This window comes from Allomesorhizobium aridi (assembly GCF_043769475.1).
Classification (GTDB): Bacteria; Pseudomonadota; Alphaproteobacteria; order Rhizobiales; family Rhizobiaceae; genus Allomesorhizobium.
In genome coordinates this window covers 2,188,878-2,210,484 of the sequence record NZ_CP171729.1, presented here as the reverse complement: position 1 = coordinate 2,210,484, position 21,607 = coordinate 2,188,878, and the positions used below count along the sequence as shown (strand labels likewise).

The window sequence follows — 21,607 nt, the reverse complement described above, 5'->3', positions numbered from 1 at the left end:
CCGCTCGGCTCCTGGGCTTGGCTCGAAAAGGGCATTTCGGAGATCTCGCCAATTCAGCTCGGAACCTTCGCCGAAACTTGCGGTTCAAACAGTGAATGGAATGCAGGAGAGTCCGATGTCTGAGGCACGCGAATGGCTTATCCAATGGCTGCGGGATGCCCACGCCATGGAAGAACAGGCAGAAACAATACTGGCCGGACAGCTGAGCCGGCTGGAACACTATCCCGACCTAAGCAAGAGAATTCGAGAGCACCTCGAAGAAACCAAGGCGCAGGCATCTCGGCTGAAAGCCTGCCTCGACCGGATTGGTGAAGGCACATCCACGTTGAAAGATACCGGCGGGAAGCTGATGGCCTTTGCTCAATCGGCCAGTGGCGTCTTTGCCGCCGACGAGGTCATGAAGGGCTCGCTTGCCAGCTATACGTTTGAGCACATGGAAATCGCCTCATACACAATTCTCATAGCCGCTGCGGAAGCAGTCGGCGAGAAGGACGTCGTTCAGGTCTGCGAGCAAAATCTCCGTGAAGAAATCGCGATGGCGGATTGGCTGAAGACGCATCTCGGGCCCACCACAACGAAGTTTTTGAACAGGGCTGAGGCCGATAGCGATAGTGCGAAACGCTAGCGTATTTTGGCCCGGATGCACTGAGAACGTGCCACAGCTGTGCCTTGTGGTGGCAGGCCAGCTCTGGATCAGTTGCACCGTAGGTCGGCTTTGATCGCGTCGATTTAACGGTTCATTTCAGCGTGAGATTTTTCGTTACAAGTTTGAAGAAATGGACTAAGTTTGTTGAATTGCAGTGCGTTGGCAGGCATCCATGCCCCCCCGCCTGGCCTGCTGAAGCACGAATTACCGGCGGGAGCGATTCCGCCGGCTTTTCTAATCGATGGCCCAGGCCTACCAGCTCAAGCTGGCCGCTAAAACCTTCCCGGAACAAATCGAGCGCGGCTCTGTTCAGGAAACAGGATCGCAGCAGAATGTAAGGGGACAGATGACGACCATGATCGATATCAACGCGACGAACGCCGACGACCCAACCCGGCGGGCGATTGTCGAAGAAATCTATTTCGCCCTGGCGAAGCTCCGCGCTCCCGACGAACTCCTCGCAATCGTCGGCAGTTGGGGCGACACCATGGATGACACGGCCACGCTCGATCATCTCCGGGAATTCAACCGGAGCGGTACGATCTTCAGTGAAGTGATCTGCAGGGCGGATTGATCACGCTGGTTCGGCCCTATGTAAAAAGCGAACCATCCCGCCATGCGAGGCGGTAGCATGATATTATCGGTCTAGCGTGGCCTTCCCTCCAAACCCCTCGGCTACGCGGGGGCTGGCGCTGTTAGGTAACCGTCCCTTAGCGCCAGCCCGCCCGTTATCGAAAGGTCAGTTCAATCGCGTGGCGCAGCGTCGGGCCGCGACGTCGCTTCGGGCCGACCACAACGAAGTTTTTGAACAGGGCTGAGGCCGATAGCGATACTGCGAAACGGCAGCGCCAGCGTCGCAGGATTGGCGCCAATTGCAGCCCTACTCTCGCTCTTCGGCGGGGATGATGCTGATGTGGCGCCCAATCTCAAAAACAGCAAACTTGATCTGATGCAGCCGCTCCAGGCCATGTTGTTCGCGGGCTGCGCACAAAATATCTTCCAGTGCGACCCGCGCGCGCCTCATGGCGCGGTAGTCGGGCGCGCCAAGGCTGATCAGCACGGTAGGTGTGCCGTCGATCCATTTCGCTGCGGTCGGCATCCATTTCTTGACATAAGAGAGCAGGATGTCGGTGATGAACAAGGTCAAAATCAGCAGCACAGCATTCGCGATCGAAAAATCGTCGCCAAGCAATGCCTGTTGCGTCGTTTCGGCCACGATCAGCAAAAGCACGAAATCGAAGGCGGTCATTTGCGCCAACGTTCGCCGGCCGGAAAGCCGGATTATGACCAGCAGAATACTATAGATCGCGACGCCGCGGATGATCGCTTCCATGCGGGGACGGTGAGGTGCTGCTTTTCCAGTGCAGCAAACCGGTCATCCGGTCTCGTCGGTTGACATGCCGCGAGTTAAGGTCGTCGAAACCCGTGTTCAGCGATGGGTATTATGGCGGTCACTAGGTGCGTGTGGCCAATTAGATGTTTGGGGACGTTGCCCACACTCAGTGAACTACGGCAGCTATTCGAATACGCGCGACGGCTCAGGACGATAGAGTGGCGGCGGGAAGCGGCCATCCATATCACGGCTGACGTAGATCGAATGAACATCTCAAGACCTTTGGCGAGAGTTCGACAACAGTTCCAAACGCCTGACCGATTGCTAGGCAAACTGGTTCACAGCCTGATTTCGACTAACTCCTTGGAATTATTCGCTACAAAAGCTGTGAACTAAAACGCGATGGTTCACAGCTTCAGAGAAGATCGCCCAGAGAGAACGCATCAGCGCCGTTAGCATTGCGTGCAGTTCACAGCTTTTCTGTTGGACCCCAGCGGAACACCGCCATTTGAGCGTCTGCGGCGAGGTTGGAGAACAGTTTCGCGGCGGGACTGGCGGAGGGAAGGGAACCGGGATCCAACATTCTCCAATAGAATGGTGTCAACATGAGCGCGGCCCGAAGAAATAGGCATCGGCCGACGAGGGAGCAAATAGGACTGCTGGTCGCGCCGGCCGACTACCTCCGGTCTAAGATCTCTCGGAAGGGCGAAAATGACGCTTACAGCCGAGTGGTTCTATCTCGTTCTTGCCGTTCTAAGCGCGGCAGGAGGCATCTACTGGCGCTGGGACGGGCTAATCGGCGGGCCCGCGATGGTCTTGCCGCGCACAAGTTGCACGTTGCCGAGCACTATGTGCCCAAAGCCGGGATGCAGGACCAGACCGCGCAAATCACGAAGACGATCGACAGCGTTGGCGACCGCGTCGACGGTGTGAACCAACGTTTTGACCGGCTATATGGGCCGAAGCCGGCGAGGCGGTCCTCCTAGATGTCCACATAAATATGCGCTCGATCGACCGGCGTTTTTCTCGCTTCCGGCAAATGGCTCGCTAGGCGCGGCCGTCAATGTGTCGTGGCGCCATGTTTAAGGTGTCGGCGCCCGCTCGTTCATCGAACACGACCGTACAGCCTAAAGCGATGGCAACTTCCGATATTGCATCTGCCATCTCCTCGTCAGGGGTCACAAAATCCCCTGAGATTGTCCGAAGCTCTTCAATGGCCTTGGAGGTCGACAATAGCGATCCTGCACACCTGCTATGAGAACAGGCCTTCACGACCGAAATCAGATCGGTTCCATCGTAATGTTTGTTGTCCACGACGGCTCTCCGTCAGTCGAGCCCCTTCGACCGTCTCAATCCATGCTTGCCGAAAGCGTTCCATTGTAGAGACTAACAGAACATCGCCCGCCTCGGTTCGCCCTCAGCAATCCTTGTACACAAGGCCCGCGGCTCCGGAGAGATGCGGGCCGTTGGGGTAGCGATCGGGGAGTGTAGAAGCCAGTTGACCTCGCCAAGCTTCAGCGGATCTTCGACGAGGCCTGCCGGAATTGCGTGGCCGAGCCCGATTCAGATGACGCAAGGGAGATTGCGCTAAGATTGCTCGCTCTGCATGACGCTGGGCTGGTCGAGGAGGAGCTAGTGGTGGCGGCAACCAGTTTCCGGCCGCTTAAAATTCGAACACCACTTGCAAACCAGAATTGAACCTTGGCTCGGCCAGGTCTCCGATCGGTATGGGGAGGCGCACCTGGCGCTCTGCCTCCGGCTGATTGTCTTGACCAACAACGTGGAGAACTCCACGCCGGGACCATCTCGGCGATTTCGATCATCCTGCAGTCGGGCATGGTAGAGATCGGCGCCGATCTCTTCGATCGGCTCGACGGGATCGATCTGGGGCGGCTCAGGCGGGCGTGTGGCGCGCTGCCGGCGGCTTAGCCACGGGCAGCCTTTCGTTGCAGTCTGTTACGAACCGTCAAGGAACGCTTCCGACAACCCGTCGTTGACGCCTCGAATTTGGGAGGCTCTAATGGACAAAAGCATTTATGAAGCACGTTGGTTGCTCGCACCGATTGTCGGCCTGTGGATTGTCGTGGCGGTCGCTGGAGCTACGCTGAGTTAAACGTGGCCTGATGCAACCCCTCCCAAGTGACATAGACGCCGAAGTTGTAGTCGCGTTCGACCGCCTTCTTGACGGGCACTCCAAAACACGGCCCGTGTCCATCATCTGGCTGATCGACGAAGTCCGCCAGAGGATGGTATCTTCGATGTCGACCAACGCCTTGGAGATGCTGGCAGTCGAAATGGCTGCGGCTCGACATCTTCCGGTCATGCTGGATCGAAAACCCAAGTCAGCACGACGTCGTGCCGCGTCTAAGGGGATCGCAACCAGAGACGTGTGATTGAGACTTCGGTAACGGGGCCGTCCTCGTCAAGGCAAATTTGATGCAAGAAGGGATCGCCCATCCGGGTGTGCGGAGAGCGTGATTGCATTTTGGTTGTGCTATATCGCCTGCTTTCCTGCCGTATGAGGTTCTGCCCGGGTTCATGCTTCGGTCCGTGGTCGGCGCGGCGGCCGCCAACATGATGCTTGTCCAATATGGTTCCGATGCGCCCATCTCATTGGCGTGCTCGCCCGGCGGGGCGGCATCAGTCCAGACCACGGCGTCATCGGGACCAGTCCCGGGTCGGGGACCTCGCAGGTCTGCGCTCAGGCAGACATCAACACGGAGATTAGCTCATGCATGGATCGGCTCTGGCGCTCCTTCCCAGCAGAAGTTTCTTCCGTCCAGCCACATCCGATGCAGGATCACACCGATCCGACGCGCCAAGGCCACCATGGCCCGCTTGGTGCCGCGCCGTTTCGCGACCCGCGAGGCCCATGTCCGCAACCACGACCCACGGCCCCGGTTCATCATGACGGTTGCGGCCTGGCATAAGGCGCGGCGTAAATGGGCGTCACCGGCTTTGGTGATACCGCCTGTCACGTCGCGCTCGCCGGACTGCTGCCGTGAAGGGGTGAGGCCGACCCACGGGCCGACTTTCTTCGACGACGAGAACCGAGCCGGATCATCCACGGCCGACTTGAAGGTCAATGCGACCACCGCGCCGACGGCCGGCATGGTCATCAGCAAGCGGCAGGTCGGGTCGTCCTGTGCTAGGCTGCGCACATGCCGCTCCAGTCGCGCCAGTTCATGGCGGAGGGTGGCACGGGCGCGAAGCATCGGCTCGGTTGCCGCCACAAGCGTAGTGTTGCTGGCAACCAGTTCCTGAATGCGAGCATCAAACCGTCCTTTGGAGATTGCGCCGATTTTCAAGCCGAAGTTCCGCAATAACCCGCGCAAGGACATTTCCAGAGCGATCACGCCCTGCTGGATGGATTTGCGCGCCCCGAGGAGTGCGCGGATCTCCTGGGCAGACACCGACTTGCAATGGACCGGCCGGAACCAGCCCAAATGTAGCAGCCGGGCAATACCTTCAGCATCGCGCCGGTCTGTCTTGATCGGCATGGCTTTCAGAGCACCCTTCACTTGCCGGGTTTCCATCAGAACCACTTCCAGGCCGGCTTCGGTCAGCCCACGGTGCAGCCATTGCGACAACGGCCCGGCTTCCATCCCGATCATCGCAATTTCGCCCTGTTGCTCCAGCGCGAATTGCGTCAGCGCCGCGGGATCGCTGCCGACCTCAGCCTCCTTCACGATCTTGCCGTGCTCGCTGACAACGCAGACCGCAGTCTTGGCGAGTGAGACATCCAACCCAATGAACAGTTTCATCCCGTAATCCTCCTGTCAGAATCAGATACGGGAGCGTCGGCGGCGACCGGTCAGCATGCAATCGGTAACGGGCAGCGCACGACGCAGGCCCGTTACAGCATCTCATTGATCCAGAAGATGAAGGCAGCAGCGAAGGCGATTGCGGACAGGAAGGTGTGAGCGCATCGGTCGTATCGGGTGTGGATGCGTCGCCAGTCCTTGAGGCGGGCGAACATGTTCTCGATCCTGTGGCGCTGCCTATAGAGCAGCGGATCATAGCTGTGCTGGACACGGTGCTTGGCATGAGGCGGGATGCAGGGCGTGATGCCCTTGCCGATGAGCGCCTCGCGGAAGCCAGTGGAACTGTAGGCCCGATCGGCCAGCAGATGGCGGGCGGGAGGGAGTTCCTCGAGCACGGCGGCAGCGGTTCTGTGATCGTTGGCCTGGCCTTCGCTCAGGTGTAACAGCAACGGGCGTCCACGGTCGTCGCAGACCACCTGTAGCTTGGTGGTCAGACCGCCTCTGGTGCGTCCGTACATCGGGGTAGAGCCCCTTTTTGAGCAGGCTGGCTGCCGTGCGATGTGCCTTGAGGTGGGTGGCGTCGATCATCAGCCTGTCGGTGCCGCCGCCACGTGCAGCCAACTCGGCCAGGATGCGGTTGAACACGCCCAGCCGGCTCCAGCGGATGAACCGGTTGTAGATCGTCTTGTGCGGGCCATAGGCGGCCGGCACATCTCGCCAGCGCAGACCGTTACGGATCACGAACAGGATGCCGCTCAGCACCCGTCGGTCATCGACCCGAGGCACCCCGTGCGACCGTGGAAAGAACGGCTCGATCCGCCGCATCTGCGCCGGAGACAGGAGCAACAAATCACCCATGGTGGCCACCTCCAGCCACCTTGAATCACTGCCGCTCCTTCAATTCAACAAATTAATGGGTCCTGACCCTAGCCGAACCGGCCGCCTCCCGAGGCGTTATCGCGGGCGAGACATCATGATCTGGCTCGTCAAGAGCGGATTTCTCGATGTGCGGCGGGAGCAGATCATTCAGATGGCGGGCCGCATTCCGGCCAGGGGTGTGCTTGGCTCGACTTGTACCATAAGTCTTCAGTCCCTCAGCGCTCAAGGCATCGTTCTCCTTGGTCGTATGACGGGCGTCGAAAAGGGGCTCCAACTCACTTTCGCCGACGATATGGAGGATCATCTCCGCTTCGCGGACGACGCGCCCGCGAACGTTAAACGACAAATCGACGAGTTTATTGCCCGGGCCGGTTTCGAGGCTCCTGCGGCTGAGCCCGATCCTGCGGAAATCGTCGCTCCAGGCCTGCCGAACCCACCGATACGAACACTTGATCCCGCCGCGAGCGGCATTACGGCGGTGATTTGGTGCGCCGGCTTTCGAGGAGACTTCGGTTGGCTGCGGCTGCCTGGGTTGCTCGACGCGGAGGGACAACCTTTGCAGGAGGACGGCGTCACGGTCTTGCCCGGCATATATTTCGCCGGAGTGGACTTTGGCTCGACTCGCAAATCAGGAACAATACTGGCGATCGCCGAAGAGGCTCCACGCCTCGCTGAACATATCATCGGACGTACATCAGGTGCAGGCCGTGCGATGCCTGCCGTCAACTCATCGCCTTAACTTAGCCGTGCCAGCTGCCAGCCAAGACACGGCGTACATCTACCGACCGCTTTTGGTGGATCAGCGGCGGCGCTGGAATGACCGCGATGGGGCGCGAAGCGGACGCCTCGTCAGCACTACATCTGCATTTTCCAACCGCTCATCTGGGAAAACTCCCTCTGAGCCACCTTTCTGCATCTATCAATGTAGTCTGCCAAATCCTGCAAATGCACACCCTTGGCACATTTCTGACTTGTTTCTATTCGCATGAGCGGCAGGGCGATGTCGCCTGAACTGAGCTTGCGAAGAAATTTCGGGAGCGTCAGGTGCGAAAAGAAATCGCGACGGACCTCATCGAGCGGAATGATGGCCTTGCCATTGTATTGTGCCATGAGCAGAAAAGCGGTGTTGAGTGACATTGATGGTTACGCTTTGAAAAATAGAAAGAAATGGGTCACATATCATAGAGGCCGGCAATGTCAGTCCGTCCAATCTCAGTGTGGTTTAGAAACTGTAGATAAATGATTGAAAAATATATGAAATTCGCCATCGCGCCGATGATGGATTGGACGGATCGGCATTGTCGGTTCTTCCATCGCCAGTTGACGCGGCGGGCGTTGCTCTACACCGAGATGGTCGTCGCCGACGCGGTCATCAAGGGCGCGCGCGAGCGCCTGCTCGGCTTTCATCCCGACGAGCACCCGGTTGCGCTGCAGCTTGGCGGGTCCGAACCGGCAAAGCTCGCCGAGGCGGCCGCCATCGGCGAGGCGTTTGGATATGACGAGATCAACCTCAATGTCGGCTGCCCGTCCGACCGGGTCCAGTCGGGTACGTTCGGCGCCTGCCTGATGAAGACGCCGCTTCTCGTCGCTGAAGGCGTCGCGGCCATGAAGGCGGCGGTGAAGATTCCGGTGACGGTGAAATGCCGGATCGGCGTTGATGACCAGGACCCGGAAGAGGCGCTCGACATGATCGCCAGCGCGGTCTTTGCCGCCGGCGCGGATGCATTGTGGGTGCACGCGCGAAAAGCCTGGCTCGAAGGGCTGTCGCCGAAGGAGAATCGTGACATCCCGCCGCTCGACTATGGCCGCGTCTACCGGCTGAAGCAGAAGCATCCGGACCGCTTCATAGGCATCAATGGCGGCATCCAGTCGCTGGACGAGGCTTGCGGCCATCTCGCGCATGTGGATGGCACCATGCTTGGCCGCGCGGCCTACCACAGTCCGGGAATTCTCGCCGGAGCGGATGCGCTGGTTTTGGGCGAGCCGCAGGCGGAGTTCGATTTCGAAGCGCTGATCGAGACGATGGCGGATTATGCCGGCGGCCATATCGCCGCTGGCGGGCGTCTCGGCCATATCACGCGCCACATGGTCGGTCTGTTCCATGGACTGCCTGGAGCGCGCCGCTTCCGCCAGATTCTCTCCACCGATGCCAATCGGCCGGGCGCCGGACCGGAAGTGCTGCGCGAGGCATTTGCCGTGGTCGACCTCAAGGGCATCCGCCAGGCCGCCTGAGCTCAACTCTCCATCTGGTTTACAATGCCGGCGGCGCGGGTTAGCGACGGTCCGGATTTTCGCGGGGGGATGACGAATGCCGGCGCTGGATATGGGTTGGGGCGAGATCGCCGGTTTCGCCGCCGCGATCGCTGCGGCGGGTGTGGTTTCGGGCCTGCTGGCTGGCTTGTTCGGCATTGGCGGCGGCGCGGTGCTCGTACCGGTTTTCTATCAGGTGTTCGGCCTGCTCGAGGTCGACGAAAGCGTGCGCATGCATGTTTCGGTCGGGTCTTCGCTCGCCATTATCGTTCCCACGGCGGTCCGGTCCTTCATGGCGCACAAAGCGCGCGGCGCGGTCGACATGGACCTCCTGAAATCATTCCTGATCCCGGTGCCGGTCGGGGTCGTGCTCGCCTCGCTCGCCGCCGCGTCTATCTCCAGCGAGGGGCTGCGCATGATATTCGCGGTGCTGGCGCTCCTCTTCGGCATCCGCCTCCTGTTCAACCGGGAAAGCTGGCGGCTCGGCGCTAAACTTCCCGGCAACCCCTGGCGCGCGCTGACCGGGGTTGTGATCGGCTTCTTCTCGACACTGATGGGCATCGGCGGCGGCATCATGAACAACACTTTCATGACGCTCTACGGCCGGTCGATTCACCAGGCGGTGGCGACGTCGTCCGGCGTCGGCCTGCTGATCGCCATTCCGGGCACTGTCGGCTATATCTGGGCTGGGTGGGGCAATCCGGACCTGCCGATCGCGTCCACCGGCTACATCAACTGGATAGCGGTGGCGCTGGTCATCCCGATCGCGCTGATCGTCACGCCCTATGGCGTCCAGCTCGCCCATTGGCTGAAGAAGCGCCATCTGGAGATCGGTTTCGGGTTGTTCTGCCTGTTCGTGTCGGCGCGCTTCTTCGTCAGCCTGGCTTAGAAAAGGCCTGCAGTTTCAAGTCGTTGCCGCAGGATGATGTTTTAATCCCGCAGGATCATACGGTCGCCGCGAACGTCGAGATCCCGACAGCGTGCCGATGAAATTCATTCCGAGCAGGCTTTCAGCAAGCGTCCCGTCGGCAGCCACCAGCACGGGCAGGTTTTTCCGAGAGATCGCTCCGACGCGGATCTCGCCGGCTGTTACTCTCGCCGCCTGCGCGACGCCGTTGGCGGTCGACACCGGGATCGAGAAGTTTAGCTTGTCGGGATCGAAACCGGCCAGCCTGGCGTCGGCCGAGGTAAGCACGGTGGCGCTCGCGCCCGTGTCGACCATTGCCATTATCGGCACCCCGTCGACGACGATCTCCGCATCGAAATGCCCGTCCTGGAGCTTGTCGAGCGTGACCGTCGTCCGCCCGTCCGAATCGGTGATCGACAGCGGACTGCCTGGCACAAGGCCCACCGTGACGCGGCTGGCGATATCCTGCAATTCATAGCGATACTGGTAGCCGGCGACCAGCACCAGCACGACCAGCAGCCACACCGCGAGATTGCGGAGCGTATCGCCGAACATGTGGCGCGAGCGCCAGATGCCGAGCGCGATGACGGCGCCGAGGACGCCGAGATAGAGCACCCTGCTGAAATCGTCATTGGCGAGGCCGAGCGTCTCGCCGCTGGAATCGTTGACTATCAGCAGGATAAGCCCGCCGCCCAGTACCGCCAGCGCTATCCACATCATCAATCTGCTCATCGCGCCAAACCTAAGCGGTGGTGCCGCGTTCGCGCGCCATCCGCGAGCGACGCGTTTCGCGGCGAGGGCGGCGCTCGACGGTTTCGAGGCGGGCGGGCAATTCGGCCATCACCTCGCGGCGGTGTTCAGGGGTCATATCGATCCACGCCTCGATCTCACCGCGCGTGCGCCCGCAACCGAAGCAGTAGCCGGTGTTGTCGTCCATGGCGCAGACGAGGATGCATGGAGATCTCGATGGCGCTCATTGCGGGTTCCGTTCGCTCCCTCCACATGGGACAGGCCGGCTCTTAATGCAAGACAGCCCCCATTGTGCCATATCATCATCGCGGCTATGCCCCTGCCAAACGACGGCAAGAGGGACACGGACGACATGACGAGCGCTCCTTTCGACGACTTCCGCAAATTGCTGGCCGGATTGCCGCCCGCCGATACGGCTGCCGGCGAGCGCGTCCGGGCGCAGTTCGCGCGTGCCGACAAGCCGCACGGGTCGCTCGGCCGGCTGGAAGACATCGCCGCCTGGCTCGCTGCCTGGACCGGCCGCCCGCCGGCCGTGAACAAGCCGCTGGTCGCGATCTTCGCAGGCAACCATGGCGTCGCCCGTCACGAAATTTCGCCGCGCCCGATCGAAGCGACTGCGCGCGCCGTCGAACTCTGCGCCGCGGGAGGCGCGGCCATAAACCAGCTTTGCCTGGCGCACGATCTCAGCCTCAAGGTATTCGACCTCGCTCTCCACCTGCCGACAGCCGATTTCACCGAGGAGGCGGCGCTCGACGAGCGCGGCTGCGCGGCCACCATGGCGTTCGGCATGGAGGCGATCGCCGGCGGAACCGACCTCGTCTGCATCGGCGATCTCAGTGTCGGCAACTCCACGGTCGCGGCGGCGATCTTCGCCGCATTGTTCGGCGGCGCAGGCACAGACTGGGTCGGGGCTGGCTCGGGCGCCAACGCGGCAATGATCGCGCGCAAGGCGAAAATCGTCGACGCGGCCCTCGCCCGACATGCCGGGCATCTTTCCGATCCGCTCGAAGTGCTGCGCCGGGTCGGCGGGCGTGAATTCGCGGCGATCGCCGGCGCAATCCTCGCCGCACGGATGGAGCGCATCCCGGTTATCCTCGACGGTCATGGCGCGACGGCTGCGGCCGCGGTGCTTCATACGGCAAATCCGGCCGCGCTTGATCATTGCGTCGTCGCGCACATGTCGGTCGAGCCGGGGCATCGCAGGGCGGTCCAGCGGCTCGGCCTCGAGCCGCTGCTCGACCTGGGGCTGGCGCATGGCGAAGGGGCAGGGGCGGCGCTCGCCGCCGGTCTAGTCAGGGCCGCCGCGCTCTGCAGCACGGGCATGGCTGCGGCGCTCTAGCTCCACGACCTAACCGGTCAGCGTCTGCGGATTCCCGCCGCCAGCTTGGCGGTCGGGATCGCGGGCAGCTCTTCCATCACACGCGTTGCCGGGAAAATGGCGATGGCCTCGGTGCCTTCGCGCATCTTGGAATGTAGCTCGAACTCGCCGCCGTGCATGGCCAGCAGCCCCTGCACGATCGGTAGGCCAAGGCCGGTTCCCTGTTCGGCGCTCTTGATGGCGATTGAGCCTTGGCCGAAAGCGGACAGCACCACCGGAATTTCCTCGGCGGGGATGCCCGGCCCATTGTCCTTGATCGAGATGTACTGCCCGCCGCCGGCTGTCCAGCCGACGCGCACAAGGATCTCGCCGCCGGTCGATGTGAATTTCACGGCATTCGACAGGAGGTTGAGCGTGATCTGGCGCACCGCGCGCTCGTCCCCAAACAGGCGCGGCAGCACGCTTTCAAACTGCTGGACAACGCGGATATCCTTGTGGCGTGCCTTCAACTCCATGAGATGGCAACATTCCTCGACTATCTGCAGGATGTTCAACGGCTCTTCGTTCAACTGATAGCGGCCGGCCTCGATGCGCGACAGGTCGAGAATCTCGTTGATCAGATCGAGCAGGTGCTGGCCTGATTCATGGATATCCTTGGCGTAGTCCCGATAGGTACCGTTGTTCATCGGTCCGAGCACCTCGTTGCCCATCACCTCGGAGAAGCCGAGGATGGCGTTGAGCGGAGTGCGAAGCTCATGGCTCATCGAGGCGAGAAAGCGCGATTTTGCAAGATTTGCTTCTTCGGCGCGGCGGCGCGCCTCGTCCGACATCGACTTCGCGGTCTCGAGTTCGGCGATAAGCCCGTCCTTTTCAGACCGGAAGGAGAGCAGCATCAGCGAGGATCGGTTTAGATGTCCGGCGATATAGGAGAAAAACGGAAGCGCCAGCACCAGCAGTCCGACCATGACGGCTTCGACCGCCGTCCAGGCGCTGACGCCGATCAAGGTATAGACCGCGACCGGAAGCGCGAAAGTGACAACCAGGGCGCCGCGCAGCGACGAGGCGATCAGCGCGGTCGCCGCCATCGCCAGCAGCAGCACCACCGCCTTTATCACGGGGAACTGCTCGACCTGGCATCCCGCACAATCCAGCGCCGCGAAATAGGCCCAACCGAGACCGCTGATGAAATGGCTGAAGAGGAAACCGGTCCTGATGCGCGCGATATTGGGTTCGGCGGAATCGATCCTGTCCGCCCGCTGCGCCACCAACGTCAGCCCCGCGTAGCAGGTCACCGTGATGAGCGCCCAGATCAGGATCGAGCCCTGCATGCCCGCGAAGAGCCCCGCCGCCGCGATTACCAGAACCAGAAGCGGGATGGCAGTCGCGCTCGAAACCATGGCGCGGGCGTGCAGCTTCAGCAATTCGCGGTCGAAGGCCAGATTGCCGGGCTGCTGCGAAAGACGGTCGCGCGTCTTGCGCACCGCGCGCGCCACATCGCTGTTGCGGTGCGGTTTCCTGCGGTCCACAATGAATTTGTCCGCCGTGTGCGAGCGTATCAACGGCATTTACGGTTCAATTTATACGAGTGCCGGGTTCAATCTCGCAGGCTAGTTCCGAATGATTAAGAGACTGTTTGCCATATGAGCCGGTCGTGGCGCGGACCGTACCGGCGTGCAGCGGGCTTGCACCGCACGCGCAGCCTGTCGCGCAGGGTTTTCGACTGGTTCCTGGCGATCGCGATTCTCGGCCTGCTGATCCTGCTCGCGGCCCGGCTCGACCGCGCCGAGACCAGGCTTGCCAGCGGATCGGCCACTGTCAACGACGGCGACACGATCACGCTTGGCGGCGAACGCATCAGGTTGCGCGGCATCGATGCGCCTGAATATTCGCAGATCTGCCGGAAGGCGGGGTCCGACTATGCCTGCGGCCGCGCCTCGCGCGATGCCTTGGCCAGGCTCGCGGGGAGGGGTTCCGTGACATGCAAGGGCCGACAGCACGACCGCTACGGCCGGCTTCTCGCCGATTGCACCGCCGCGGGCGTCGATCTCAATGGAGCCCAGGTCGAGGCCGGGTGGGCGATCGCATACGGCGATTTCGAGTCCGAGCAGGAGAGGGCGCGCAAACGCGGCGCGGGGCTGTGGGCAGGTTCGTTCGATGAACCGCGGGTCTGGCGCGACGCGCATGGCGGCATGGTGGAGAGCGATCGGGACCACGCAGGCTCCATTCTCGAATGGATAAAACGAATTCTTCGATTTCCTGAAGCGAGCTCCTATAGTTCAGGGGCAAGAATTCCTGGCGATATGAAACGATGAAGCTCTATGACGGTGGCCGCGCACCTAACCCGCGGCGTGTTCGCGTATTCCTGGCCGAAAAGGGTATCGAGGTGCCGCTGGCGCCTGTCGACATGGGCGCGATGGAGCACAAGGGCGAGGAGGTCGCCTCGCGCAACCCGCTGCGGCGCTTGCCGGTACTTGAACTCGATGACGGAACAGTGATCTGCGAATCCGTGGCCATCTGCCGCTACTTCGAGGAGCTTCACCCGGAGCCGGCGCTGTTCGGGCGCGGCGCGCTCGGCAAGGCGCTGGTGGAAATGTGGCAGCGCCGCATGGAGTTCAATCTGCTTGCCCCGGTGGCGCAGGCTTTTCGCCATATCCACCCGGCGATGAAGGAATGGGAGGCGCCGCAAATTCCCGAGTGGGGCGAAGCCAACAAACCGAAGGCGATAGCATTCCTGCGCATCCTCGAAAGCGAGCTGGCGCATCGTGAATTCGTCGCCGGCGACGAATTCACGATTGCCGATATTACCGGCCTCATCGCCGTCGACTTCATGAAGCCCGCGCGCATCCAGGTGCCGGAGGATTGCATCAACGTCCGCCGCTGGCATGCGGCGATGTCGGCCCGGCCGAGCGCCGCCGCCTGATCGTGGGCGACAGCCTGGCCAGTCTCAGGGTGGAGATCGGCGCCTGCCGGATCTGCCGCGAAAGCCCGTCCAGGCGGCTCCTGCCGCACGAGCCGCGGCCAGTGGTCGTGTCCTCCGCGACGGCGCGCATCCTGGTCGCGGGTCAGGCGCCCGGCACCAAGGTCCACGCCACCGGCCTGCCGTTCAACGACGCGTCCGGCGACCGCCTGCGCGACTGGCTTGGCGTTTCGCGCGACGAGTTCTACGATCCGGACAAGTTCGCGATTGTGCCGGTGGGCTTCTGCTTTCCGGGCCAGGACGCCAAGGGCGGCGACTTGCCTCCGCGGCGCGAATGCGCGCCTGCCTGGCGGGCGCGGCTTCTTGCGCTGATGCCGCAGATCGAACTGGTGCTGGCCATCGGCCTTTATGCGCAGTCCTGGCATCTCGGGACGCTCGGCCGCGCCTCGCTCACGCAAACGGTGATGGACTGGCGCGAGATCCATGATGCTGCTTCCGCGCCGAAGGTGCTGCCATTGCCGCACCCGTCCTGGCGCAACAGCGGCTGGATACGGAAGAATCCCTGGTTCGAAACAGAATTGCTGCCTTTCCTGAGAATGGAAATCCGGGGCCGCCTTTCCTGATTTTTGCGCAACCGCTTTTCGTCCTGCGCCGGGGTGCGGAGAATTCCTTTCTTGTGGAAATGCGCCGCCGGGCCGATTATGCCGGAATGAAATTCTAATGGAGCCGTCATGGATCGCCTCGATCGGAAAATTCTTCGCCTACTGCAGGAGGACTCCACGCTCGCCGTAGCTGATGTAGCGAAAAAGGTCGGCCTGTCGACGACGCCCTGCTGGCGGCGAATCCAGAAGCTCGAGGAGGAGGGCGTCATCAAGCGGCGCGTCGCTTTACTCGATCCGGCGAAGATCAACGCCCGGGTGACGGTATTCGTGTCGATCCGCACCAATTCGCACAGCCATGAATGGCTGCGGCGCTTTTCCGAGGTCATCCAGGAATTCCCCGAGGTGATCGAATTCTACCGGATGAGCGGCGACGTCGACTACCTGCTGCGGGTAGTGGTGCCCGACATCGCCGCCTACGATGCCTTCTACAAGCGGCTGATCGCCAAGATCGAGATTCGCGACGTGTCTTCAGCCTTCGCCATGGAGCAGATCAAGTACACGACGGAAATGCCGCTGGACTACATGACGCTCGACAAGGATGGCGGCTACTCGTCAGGCGCAGGCATCTGACGTCGTGTCCTAAGACATCGACTTCTTCGCCAGCCGTTCGAGGGTCTTCGGGTTGCTGAGTTCGCGCGCCGCGTCCCGGCCGATCCAGCGCGCCGTCCTGTTCGTCGAAGCCGCAAGCTTCTCGGCCAGCGCAAGGGCAGGGGCGTGCAACGCCATCGAGCGCTTGCCGATGGTGCGAAGAGCCCAGTTGACAGCTTTCTTGACGAAGTTCCGGCTGTCGTCCGAATGTTTCTCGATCAGCTGAAGGTAGCCGGCAAAGGTCAAGTCCGGCTCTTTCTTGCGATGAACGGTTGCCCAGCAAAGCATGGCGAAAGCGGTTCGGCGCACGAACTCGCGCTCGTCGGCGGCGAACTCGTCGATCAACTCGCGCCAGTGGTCGGTGTCGACGAAGAGGTCCGACACTCCGTCCACGATGTCCCAGGAATCGAACTCGGCTGCCCAAGCTCTTGCATTGTCTGCAGTAAACCGCTTCGGGTCGGCAGTGACGGAAGCGATAAATTGCGCCTCCATGATGCCGGTCGCCCACAGCTCGAAAGCGCGTTCGTGATTGCGCTTGATCTTTTTCGCGATGTCGCGCTGCACCCCATGCGGGATGCCGAGCGCGCGATCGATCCTGATGCCGTAGCGCAGCATGCCGCGACGGTTCTCCTCCGAGCCGAGCGTGCGCAGATGCGCGATGATCTCGGCGGCGGTTGAGGCCGGCGTCAGTTCCATCGTCAGCGTTCGAGTCGCGCCAGCAGCGAGGACGTGTCCCAGCGCCTGCCGCCCATTGCCTGGACGTCTTTGTAGAACTGATCAACCAATGCAGTGACCGGCAGTTTCGCGCTGTTGCGGTCCGCCTCAGCGAGGCAGATGCCGAGATCCTTACGCATCCAGTCGACAGCGAAACCGAAATCGTATTTGCCGGCGTTCATGGTCTTGTGGCGGTTTTCCATCTGCCAGGAGCCGGCGGCACCCTTGGAGATGACGTCGATGACCTTCTCGATGTCGAGCCCGGCCCTCTTGCCGAAATGGATGCCTTCGGCCAGGCCCTGGACGAGGCCGGCGATGCAGATCTGGTTGATCATCTTGGTGATTTGGCCGGAGCCCGCCGGGCCCATCAGCCCTACCATTTTGGCGTATGCGTCGATCGCGGGCTTTGCCCTGTCGAAAGCTGCCTGCTCGCCGCCGACCATCACGGTAAGCACGCCGTTTTCCGCGCCAGCCTGGCCGCCCGAAACGGGCGCGTCAAGGAAGCCGAAGCCGCCCGCCGCCGCCTTTTCCGCGAGTTCGCGCGCGACTTCGGCCGAAGCGGTGGTGTTGTCGATGAAGATCGCGCCCTTCTTCATCGCCTGGAACGCGCCGTGGGGGCCGATGGTGATCTGGCGCAGGTCGTCGTCGTTGCCGACGCAGGAGAAGACGAAATCCTTGCCTGCCGCAGCTTCGCGCGGCGTGCCCGCGGCCGCGCCGCCGAACTCCGCCACCCATTTTTCGGCCTTGACGGCGGTGCGGTTGTAGACGGTCACGTCATGCCCGCCTTTTTTCCTCAGGTGACCCGCCATCGGGTAGCCCATCACGCCGAGACCCAGAAACGCGACAGATGCCATGGTGCCGTCCTTTCAGTACGATATTCCGGTTTTTTAATGCGTCGCGGCAGCTATGCAGTCAGCGCACGAGATGCCGCGTGATGCGACGTTCTATCCATTCGACGCCGTGACGCAAAGTCTCGACGAGGACGAGGTAGAAAATGGCGGCCCAGAGATAGGCCTGGTAATCGAAGCTGCGGGAGAAGGCGAGACGGGTCTGGCCCATCAGATCCGGGACTGTGACCAGCGCGACCACGGCTGAGCCCTTGATCATCAGGACGATCTCGTTGCCGTAGGGACGCAGCGCGACGATGAGCGCCTGCGGCAGGACCACCTTGCGAAGCGTCTGCAGATTGTGGAGGCCGAGCGAAGCCGCACCCTCCCACTGACCCTTCGGAACGCTTTCGATCGCGCCGCGAAGGATTTCAGCCTGATAGGCCGCGGTGTTGAGTGAGAAGGCGAAGACGGCGCAATACCAGGCGTCGCGAAACAGCCACCACAGACCCATGGATTCCAGCAGCGGGCGTTGCGCGCCGAGCCCGTAGTAAATGAGAAAGGTCTGGGCGAGCAGCGGCGTGCCGCGGAAGAAATAGACGTAGGCGTAAGCGAGCGACGAAAGGATCCTGTTCTTCGACATCCGCGCATAGGCGACCGGCACCGACAAAATGGCGCCGAGCACGATGGAGATGACGACAAGCGCCAGGGTAACGCCAAGGCCGGAGAAGTAGGCCGGCGCCCATCTCTCGACCAGTTCCCTGTTCCACGCGCCGATCAGATAGGCCACCAGCGCTATCCCGGCGATAATCCATAGGCCGACCAGCGCGTATCCGGCAATGCGCTCCCGTGGCCAGCCGCGCGCCGGCGGCGGAGGCGCCGCGATGGCGATGGATTCGGCGCCCATGTTATCGACCGCCTTCGTGCTGACTGACAGCGCGTTCGACGGCTCCTATCCCGAACGACGAGATGATCGCCAGGACGAGGTAGATGAGGATGGCTAGGCCGAAGAACAGGAAGGCTTCGCGGGTCACGCGCGCGGCTATGCCGGTCTGGCGCAAGATGTCGGAGAGCCCGATCGCCGAAACCAGCGCGGTGTCCTTGAGCAAAATCAGCCAGAGATTGGCAAGTCCCGGAAGCGCGATGCGGACCAGTTGCGGCAGCACCACCAGGCGCATGGTCTGGCCGCTGGTCAGACCGATCGAATATCCACCCTCATACTGGCCGCGCGGAATCGCGCGGAAGGCCGACAGGAAGACCTCGCTGGCATAGGACGAGAACACCACGCCGAGCGCCACCATGCCCGAGACGAAACTGTTGACCTCAACGGTTGCGTCGGGCTGCACCAGCCGCACGATATTCTGCAGGCCGATCTGGACGCCGTAGTAGACGAGGAAGAGGGTGAGGAGTTCGGGAAGGCCGCGGAAGATGGTGGTGTAGATATTGCCCGCAAGCCTGAGCGACGGCTCCGACGCCTGCTTGGCGAGCGCGACAAAGAATCCGATGACGAGACCGAGCGGGAGCGTTGCGACGGCAAGCGAAACGGTGATGAAGACACCGTAGGCGATATCGTCGAGCCACCCCTCCGACCCCCAGCTGAGCAGAGTCCAGTAGCTCGGCATCAGGTCATTCCGCTCCCCTTGCTCAGCGCAGTCGCACGGGCGGCGGCAAACGCCGCCGCCCGCGCCAGCCTATCTCAGGACTCGCCGCCGTAGACGTCGTAGCTGAAATATTTGTCGTTGATTTCTTTGTATTTGCCGCTGGTACGGATTGCCTTGATGGCCGCGTTGAACTTGTTGGCGAGGTCCGTCTCGCCCTTTCGCACCGCAATGCCCGCCCCTTCGCCGTGAATTTCCGGCACGGGCGTGATCGTGCCGACGATCTTGCAACATGCGCCGTCCGGGGTCTTCAGCCATCCCTCAAGCACGCTTATGTCGTCGGTGACAGCGTCGACGCGGCCGTTGGCCATGTCGAGCAGGAATTCCTGGCTGGATGGATAGCCCTTGAGCGTCGTGTCGGTGTAGGTCTTTTCAGCATAGTTGTAGTGCGTGGTCGCGGTAGCGGCGCCGAGCGTCTTGCCCGCCAGATCTTCCTTGGTCACGCCCTTGATATCGGTGTCCTTCGCCGCGGCGATCGCCGGCGGCGTGTTGTAGTATTTGTTGGTGAAGTCGACCTTCTGCTTGCGCTCGTCGGTGATCGACATGGAGGCGATGATAGCGTCGAACTTGCCCGCCTGCAGCGCCGGAATGATGCCGTCCCAATCCTGGGTGACGAATTCGCACTTCACCTTCATCTCTTCGCAGAGCGCGTTGGCGATGTCGATGTCGAAGCCTTCCAGCTTGCCGTCGGCCGTCAGGTTGTTGAAGGGCGGATAGGCGCCTTCGGTGCCGATCTTGAGCGTTGTTCCCGAAGCCGCGGCGGGGGCGGCGGCAGGTGCGGGCGCCGGCGCCGGCGCGGATTCGGCTGGGGCAGGAGCGGCTGCCGTTTCGGCGGGAGCAGGTGCAGGCTCCGCGGCGGGCGCAGGCGCAGGCTCTGCGGCGGGAGCAGGGGCTGTGGCGGTGTCGGCCGGCGCGGGCGCAGGCGTGGCAGGCGCCGTCGTTTCGGCAGGAGCGGCCGGGGCGGTTTCGGCCGTCTTGGTCTCTTCCTGCGAGCAGGCGGCCAGCATCAGCGCAATTGCTGCTGCCGAGGCCGCGAGCGTCAAGCGTTTCATGGTACGCATTTAATCCCTCTTGGTCTTTGCATTCCGGCACGACGCCGGAGCATAGCGGGCGCGACCCATGTCGCGTCGGCAAGCGATATTCCCATTGTTTTCAGCAAAAAAGCAATCGCTAACGGAGACGCCCGGCAAACAAATCCCAACTAGGACGAGCATTTGCGGGCGGTTTTTGCGTGATGCGCCGCCAGTTGCGATGCGCCGCATCAGCGTCAGCTTCGTGAAAGGCCGGCGGCAGCTTCGATGAAGTCGGCGATGGCCTCGACGTCGTCGATGGCGAAGGCGGGGACGGTCTCGCCGGAGACGGCATGATCCGCCGCGATGGCGACGATGTTGGGATCAGAGGCGGAGAGCGGCGCGGTGTCTTTCGCCCCGAGCCGCCGGGTTTCGATCTTGCTGTGCGGCTCGCGCTTGTAGCCCTCTACAAGTACGAGATCGCATGGCGCCAGCCTGGCGAGTATCACGTCGAGCGACGGTTCGGCCTCACCGCGCAGTTCGTGCATCAGCGCCCACCGCCGGTCCGAAACCACCGCCACCTCCGTTGCGCCGGCCTGGCGGTGGCGAAAGCTGTCGGCGCCTTCCTTGTCAATGTCGAAGTCGTGGTGCGCGTGCTTCACGGTCGAGACTGTCCAACCGCGCCGGGTCAACGCGCCGACGAGCTTTTCGGTCAGCGTGGTTTTGCCGGAGTTCTTCCAGCCGGTTATGCCGAACACGCGCAGGGTCACGCCGTCATCTCCCGCAACAGGGTTTCCGCTCGAGCGAGGTCGTCCGGCGTGTTGATGTTGAAGAACGGGTCGATGGACCCTCCGGGCGACAACATCATCGGAAATTCCACCTCGATGAATTCATGATCCTCGATGAAGGCTTGTACCTTGAGGGTCTTGCCTTCCTCAAGAAAGCGCCGCAGATCGCCGGCGAGCCGCAGCGGCCAGACCGCGAAAACCGGATGCCGCCTGCCGCCGCTGGACGCGACGACAATCCGGCCGGGCTTTCCTTCCATGGCTGCCGATAGGCGTTCCACGAGATCGTGGGGGAAAAACGGCGTGTCGCCCGCGACCGAGGCGATATGCGTGCCGGCCGCCGAAGCCGCCCATTCCATGCCGGCAAGGATGCCGGCCAGCGGCCCGGCATAGCTGTCGTCGCGGTCCGCCAGCACCGGAAGGCCGAAGACCGCGAAACGCGCTGCATCACTGTTGGCGCTGATCGCTATCTGGTGCGCCTGAGGGCGTAGCCGGTCGACGACATGAGACAGGACCGTTCCTGCGCCGAGCGGCCGCAGCGTCTTGTCGCCGCCGCCCATGCGCGACGATCGTCCGCCCGAAAGGATAAGTCCGCAAAC

Annotated in this window: 23 protein-coding genes and 2 pseudogenes; 10 read left to right on the top strand and 15 right to left on the bottom strand. The window is 62.2% G+C overall.

The window, feature by feature from the left end; genetic code table 11:
* Positions 1–115 precede the first annotated feature (115 nt).
* Both ACG873_RS12900 and ACG873_RS12895 read left to right on the top strand, forming a co-directional pair.
* Positions 116–625: a ferritin-like domain-containing protein gene (locus ACG873_RS12900; protein ID WP_394892209.1), complete on the top strand. Its 510-nt coding sequence runs from the start codon at positions 116–118 to the stop codon at positions 623–625.
* Between the two features lie 262 nt (positions 626–887).
* On the top strand, positions 888–1,220 hold the full coding sequence (locus ACG873_RS12895) for a hypothetical protein (RefSeq protein WP_394892208.1): 333 nt from the start codon (positions 888–890) through the stop codon (positions 1,218–1,220).
* A 306-nt stretch (positions 1,221–1,526) separates the two neighbouring features.
* On the opposite strand, the gene ACG873_RS12890 is transcribed toward ACG873_RS12895, so the two are convergent.
* The 4 genes from ACG873_RS12890 to ACG873_RS12875 all read right to left on the bottom strand — a co-directional run bounded on the left by ACG873_RS12890 (position 1,527) and on the right by ACG873_RS12875 (position 6,601).
* Positions 1,527–1,979, bottom strand: coding sequence for a DUF421 domain-containing protein (locus ACG873_RS12890; protein ID WP_394892207.1), 453 nt, complete (start codon positions 1,977–1,979; stop codon positions 1,527–1,529).
* A 1,047-nt stretch (positions 1,980–3,026) separates the two neighbouring features.
* Positions 3,027–3,293 (bottom strand): hypothetical protein, encoded by a 267-nt coding sequence (locus tag ACG873_RS12885; protein ID WP_394892205.1) that lies wholly within the window; start codon positions 3,291–3,293, stop codon positions 3,027–3,029.
* 1,415 nt (positions 3,294–4,708) lie between these two features.
* Entirely contained in the window at positions 4,709–5,743 is a 1,035-nt protein-coding gene (locus ACG873_RS12880) for an IS110 family transposase (protein WP_394892204.1), read from the bottom strand.
* Between the two features lie 92 nt (positions 5,744–5,835).
* A protein-coding gene (locus ACG873_RS12875; RefSeq protein WP_394892203.1) for an IS5 family transposase occupies positions 5,836–6,601 on the bottom strand; the annotation gives its coding sequence in 2 pieces (ribosomal slippage) (positions 5,836–6,262 and positions 6,261–6,601; 768 coding nt in all).
* Positions 6,602–6,716: 115 nt separating this feature from the next.
* Between ACG873_RS12875 and ACG873_RS12870 the strand changes: the two genes are divergently transcribed.
* Entirely contained in the window at positions 6,717–7,361 is a 645-nt protein-coding gene (locus ACG873_RS12870) for a hypothetical protein (RefSeq protein ID WP_394892201.1), read from the top strand.
* A gap of 116 nt (positions 7,362–7,477) precedes the next feature.
* Here the strand turns inward: ACG873_RS12870 and ACG873_RS12865 are convergent, their stop codons facing one another.
* Positions 7,478–7,759 (bottom strand): pyocin activator PrtN family protein, encoded by a 282-nt coding sequence (locus ACG873_RS12865; protein WP_394892199.1) that lies wholly within the window; start codon positions 7,757–7,759, stop codon positions 7,478–7,480.
* Positions 7,760–7,876: 117 nt separating this feature from the next.
* On the opposite strand from ACG873_RS12865, the gene dusA reads away from it, so the two are divergent.
* Together dusA and ACG873_RS12855 are read left to right on the top strand one after the other, a co-directional pair.
* Positions 7,877–8,854 carry a tRNA dihydrouridine(20/20a) synthase DusA gene (dusA, locus tag ACG873_RS12860; protein WP_394892197.1) on the top strand — a complete coding sequence of 326 codons (978 nt, stop codon included), beginning with the start codon at positions 7,877–7,879 and terminating at the stop codon, positions 8,852–8,854.
* Between the two features lie 76 nt (positions 8,855–8,930).
* A complete protein-coding gene (locus tag ACG873_RS12855; protein WP_394892196.1) occupies positions 8,931–9,761 on the top strand; it encodes a sulfite exporter TauE/SafE family protein in 831 nt (276 codons plus the stop codon).
* Positions 9,762–9,802: 41 nt separating this feature from the next.
* Here the strand turns inward: ACG873_RS12855 and ACG873_RS12850 are convergent.
* A pseudogene (locus ACG873_RS12850) lies at positions 9,803–10,511 on the bottom strand (TIGR02281 family clan AA aspartic protease).
* 10 nt (positions 10,512–10,521) lie between these two features.
* Positions 10,522–10,756: pseudogene (locus ACG873_RS12845) on the bottom strand (DUF1289 domain-containing protein).
* A 125-nt stretch (positions 10,757–10,881) separates the two neighbouring features.
* On the opposite strand from ACG873_RS12845, the gene ACG873_RS12840 reads away from it, so the two are divergent.
* Positions 10,882–11,868 carry a nicotinate-nucleotide--dimethylbenzimidazole phosphoribosyltransferase gene (locus ACG873_RS12840; RefSeq protein WP_394892194.1) on the top strand — a complete coding sequence of 329 codons (987 nt, stop codon included), beginning with the start codon at positions 10,882–10,884 and terminating at the stop codon, positions 11,866–11,868.
* Between the two features lie 17 nt (positions 11,869–11,885).
* On the opposite strand, the gene ACG873_RS12835 is transcribed toward ACG873_RS12840, so the two are convergent.
* On the bottom strand, positions 11,886–13,412 hold the full coding sequence (locus ACG873_RS12835; RefSeq protein ID WP_394892193.1) for a sensor histidine kinase: 1,527 nt from the start codon (positions 13,410–13,412) through the stop codon (positions 11,886–11,888).
* Positions 13,413–13,487: 75 nt separating this feature from the next.
* On the opposite strand from ACG873_RS12835, the gene ACG873_RS12830 reads away from it, so the two are divergent.
* The 4 genes from ACG873_RS12830 (at position 13,488) to ACG873_RS12815 (ending at position 15,996) form a co-directional block, all read left to right on the top strand.
* A complete protein-coding gene (locus ACG873_RS12830) occupies positions 13,488–14,159 on the top strand; it encodes a thermonuclease family protein (RefSeq protein WP_394892191.1) in 672 nt (223 codons plus the stop codon).
* Complete coding sequence (locus tag ACG873_RS12825) at positions 14,156–14,767, top strand: glutathione S-transferase (RefSeq protein ID WP_394892189.1); 612 nt, start codon at positions 14,156–14,158, stop codon at positions 14,765–14,767. Before ACG873_RS12830 ends, ACG873_RS12825 begins: the two co-directional genes overlap by 4 nt.
* Positions 14,707–15,387, top strand: a complete 681-nt coding sequence (locus tag ACG873_RS12820) for a uracil-DNA glycosylase family protein (protein ID WP_394892187.1) — start codon at positions 14,707–14,709, stop codon at positions 15,385–15,387. The genes ACG873_RS12825 and ACG873_RS12820 overlap by 61 nt, the downstream gene beginning before the upstream one ends.
* Before the next feature lie 108 nt (positions 15,388–15,495).
* Positions 15,496–15,996 carry an Lrp/AsnC family transcriptional regulator gene (locus tag ACG873_RS12815; RefSeq protein WP_394892185.1) on the top strand — a complete coding sequence of 167 codons (501 nt, stop codon included), beginning with the start codon at positions 15,496–15,498 and terminating at the stop codon, positions 15,994–15,996.
* 9 nt (positions 15,997–16,005) lie between these two features.
* On the opposite strand, the gene ACG873_RS12810 is transcribed toward ACG873_RS12815, so the two are convergent.
* The 7 genes from ACG873_RS12810 to mobA all read right to left on the bottom strand — a co-directional run bounded on the left by ACG873_RS12810 (position 16,006) and on the right by mobA (position 21,568).
* Positions 16,006–16,710, bottom strand: coding sequence for a DNA alkylation repair protein (locus ACG873_RS12810; protein ID WP_394892184.1), 705 nt, complete (start codon positions 16,708–16,710; stop codon positions 16,006–16,008).
* Positions 16,711–16,712: 2 nt separating this feature from the next.
* Entirely contained in the window at positions 16,713–17,582 is an 870-nt protein-coding gene (locus ACG873_RS12805) for an NAD(P)-dependent oxidoreductase (RefSeq protein ID WP_394892183.1), read from the bottom strand.
* Between the two features lie 58 nt (positions 17,583–17,640).
* Positions 17,641–18,462 (bottom strand): ABC transporter permease, encoded by an 822-nt coding sequence (locus ACG873_RS12800; RefSeq protein WP_394892182.1) that lies wholly within the window; start codon positions 18,460–18,462, stop codon positions 17,641–17,643.
* Position 18,463: 1 nt separating this feature from the next.
* On the bottom strand, positions 18,464–19,177 hold the full coding sequence (locus ACG873_RS12795; RefSeq protein ID WP_394892181.1) for an ABC transporter permease: 714 nt from the start codon (positions 19,175–19,177) through the stop codon (positions 18,464–18,466).
* A 74-nt stretch (positions 19,178–19,251) separates the two neighbouring features.
* Positions 19,252–19,947: an ABC transporter substrate-binding protein gene (locus ACG873_RS12790; RefSeq protein ID WP_394893483.1), complete on the bottom strand. Its 696-nt coding sequence runs from the start codon at positions 19,945–19,947 to the stop codon at positions 19,252–19,254.
* A gap of 533 nt (positions 19,948–20,480) precedes the next feature.
* Complete coding sequence (mobB, locus tag ACG873_RS12785) at positions 20,481–20,993, bottom strand: molybdopterin-guanine dinucleotide biosynthesis protein B (protein ID WP_394892179.1); 513 nt, start codon at positions 20,991–20,993, stop codon at positions 20,481–20,483.
* Positions 20,990–21,568 (bottom strand): molybdenum cofactor guanylyltransferase MobA, encoded by a 579-nt coding sequence (gene mobA, locus ACG873_RS12780; RefSeq protein WP_394893482.1) that lies wholly within the window; start codon positions 21,566–21,568, stop codon positions 20,990–20,992. The genes mobB and mobA overlap by 4 nt, the downstream gene beginning before the upstream one ends.
* Between the last annotated feature and the right edge of the window lie 39 nt (positions 21,569–21,607).